The 3,385-nt window shown below is 61.8% G+C and carries 1 protein-coding gene; it reads left to right on the top strand.

The genetic code is table 11. The features are described 5' to 3' along the window. Positions 1-3,385 (top strand): DUF6531 domain-containing protein (locus tag AC1DVF_RS28715; RefSeq protein ID WP_477783572.1); only part of this gene is annotated, 3,385 nt, incomplete at both ends.

The following is a 3,385-nucleotide window of genomic DNA, read 5'->3' as shown; positions in this document are numbered from 1 at the left end:
GCGACAACCTATATATACACGTTCTATATCGTCKGCAGCGTCAGATGTGTATTAGAGAGAGGTTCTGGACAGGCACCGCGCTGGATGTCGAGCAAGTTTGTACGGTCGGMAACGACGTGCGCCTYAGCGCGCCGATCAAGTCGCGCCAACCGCTCAGTTCATCGGTRGTCATGTGCTCGGCCAGCGGGTCGCTGACGCTGGTGCACATGTTCGAGGCCGCGCGGTTTGTGCCGATTGGCAACACGCCGGTGACGCTCGAACCGGTGCTTGCCGATGTCGGCGGCGTGCTGACTTTCGGTGAGCCGCTGCATTACACCATCGGCCCCAGCGGCATTCTGCAAGTGACCGACTGCGATCGGGGCCAGCGTTATCGCATCACCTTCTTTCCCGATGTGTCCACGGACCATGTGCGTGCGCTGTATGCCTCTTATGAAAGTGTCATTGCAGGCCTGGAAGGCTGGCTGCGCGCGGAGTGGGCAAGGTTTCAACCCCAGTGGACGGAGTTTTCCAGCGCCGGGTTTCTTGAACGTTACGGTCAGTTGCAACAGGCCGATTGGCGTGGATTCGAGCAAGCCCTGAATGGTGTTTGGGATGACATCCACCAGGTATTCGCCCTGCTCGCCGACTTGCAGGCCAACAGTGAAAAGCTGCTCGAGTACCTCAGCGACGCAGAACTTGAAGCGCTGCTGCAAGCCTCCAGCGACGCCATCGCCAATGGCTTGCTGATCCTCAGTGACGAGCCGCTGTTGTTCATTCATCTGGCCGCGTTTACCAGTTGGCTGAAGATGCTGCCGCCGCAGTATCTGGCTGAAATAGTGGCCGAGGTGCGCGTCGAATTGCTGATCAGCTTCCTGTTGATGGGCGTGTCGGGTGGCATGGGCGTGCCGCTGCGTTTGAGCAGCAAGGTGCTGGCGAAGATCAAGTCGCCGCGCGCGCGGGAGTGGCTGGCGGCCTCGGCGTTGCGCTTGGCCGAACTGACGTCCTCGGCGGATTTGACGCGGCATGCCAGCGTTTTGAAGCCGCTGATGCTCAATGTGCGTGACGTTGAGTTGAAACCGACACCGTCGATACCGCTGAACATTCGTCAGGCCGATTCTGTGGTGTTGACGGTGCCGAATCCGGCGCCTGTTGTGCGGGACAAGTCTGGCGCTTCGAGCCGGATCGAGCGGCATGAGCCGCATGACGACTCGCCGGATCAGGCGAAAAACCCCAACGGTGACAGCGCCGATTGTGTGCCTCGCACCTGCACCAACGGCTGCCCGGTGTCGATGGTCACCGGCGAAGAACTGTTGACCTTGAGCGATGCGGTGCTCGATGGCGTGTTGCCGTTTGAGTTCGCCCGCCTGTATCGCTCCAGCGCCGCCGAAATCGATGTTGGGTTGGGCTTTGGCTGGAGTCATTCGCTGGCGCATCGGCTGGCGTTTGAAGGCGACTTTGTGGTCTGGGTCGACCACGAAAACCGTCGCACCCGTTTTCCGCTACCGAGTAGTGAGCGGCCGGCGATTCACAACAGTTTGTCGCGGGCGGCGATTTTTCTGGGCGATGAGCCGGAAGAGCTGATCCTCGCGCTGGCCGGGGACACGGCGCGCTTTTATCACTTTCGTGCAGGACGGCTGACGGCGATCAGCGATGCCTATGGCAACCGTCTGACGGTGCAACGCGATCGCTCTGACCGGGTGCAGCGCCTGGACAACGGGGCCGGGCGTTCGCTGCTGTTGCGCTATGAGCAGGCGCAGTTGGTCGGGGTCGATTACCAGGTGTTTCGCGACGGTGCCTGGAGCACTGAACAAGCGCTGGTCAGCTACCGCTACGACGCCTATCAGCACCTGATCGAAGCGACCAATGCCGTCGGTGACAGCGAGCGTTACGACTACGACGACGCTCACGTGATTCTGCAGCGGCAACTTGCTGGCGGCGCGAGCTTCTTCTGGGAGTGGGAGCGCTCAGGGAAATCGGCGCGCTGCGTGCGTCACTGGGCATCGTTCTCGCAGATGGACACGCGCTACGTCTGGAACGATGACGGCAGTGTCGCGGTGCATTACGTCGATGGCACCGAAGAGACCTACGTCCACGACGAGCGTGCGCGGCTGGTGCGTCAAGTCTCGGCGGATGGTGGCGAGCAGCTCAAGGCTTATGACGATGCCGGCCGGTTGATCGCCGAGCGCGATGCCTTGGGCGCTGTCACCGAATACCGCTACGACGACGTCGGACGGCTGATCGCGCTGATTCCGCCGGACGAGGCGCCCACGTCCTACGAGTATCGCAACGGTTTCCTGTACCGGCGTTCACGCGGCGAGGCGGTGTGGATCTACCGGCGCAATGCCGAGGGCGATGTCACCGAGGCGGTCGATCCCGACGGCCATGTCACCCATTACTACTACGACACCCGTGGGCAGTTGCTGTCGATCCGCTACCCGGACAGCAGCCGGCATCGTTTGGTCTGGAACAGCCTTGGCCAGTTGACCGAGGAAACCCTGCCCGACGGTGGCGTACGGCGCTTTTCCTACGATGCACTGGGGCGGCGGACCACAACTGCGGACGAACACGGTGCGGTCACCCGTCAGCACTGGGACGCCGTTGGCCGACTGATTCAGACGACATTTCCTGGCGGCAGCACCCGCGCCTACAGCTACGGCGCCTACGGTCAGGTCACCGCCGAGCGCGATGAACAGGGGCACATCACCCGTTATGAGTATGACGACGATCTGCACCTGGTTTCGCGGCGGATCAACCCCGACGGCACGCGGGTGCAGTACCGCTATGACCATGCGCAACTGCTGCTCACCGAGATTGAAAACGAATCCGGGGAAAAGTACCGACTGGACTACACGTCGACCGGGCTGATTCGTCAGGAAAGCGGTTTTGACGGCCGCCGCACCGCGTACGCCTATGACCTCAACGGCCATCTGCTGGAGAAGACCGAGTTCGGCGATGACGGTTCACAGTTAGTCACGGCGTATAAACGCGATGCTGCCGGGCGTCTGCTGGTCAAAACCCTGCCCGACGGCATCAAGATCACTTACCAATACGACCGCCTCGGTCGTTTGATTGGGGTCGATGACGGCCAGCAACATCCTTTGGCCTTCGAGTACGACCGTCAGGACCGGCTGATCACCGAGCATCAGGGCTGGGGCACCCTGCGTTACCGCTACGACGCCTGCGGCCAGCTCAAGCGCATGCGYCTGCCGGACAACAGCGTGCTCGACTACCGCCACGCCAAGGGCGGCGCGCTGAACGGGATTGACCTCAACGGCRCGCCGCTGACCCGCCATGTCTACCAGTCCGGTCGCGAACTGCAACGCCAACAAGGTCTGCTGCTCAGCGAATATTCCTACGACGATCAGGGACGATTACTCGCCCACGCCGTAGGCCATCAGCGCGATGC

Source organism: Pseudomonas sp. P4_D7 (assembly GCF_056401755.1).
This window is presented reverse-complemented; position numbering and strand designations above follow the sequence as displayed.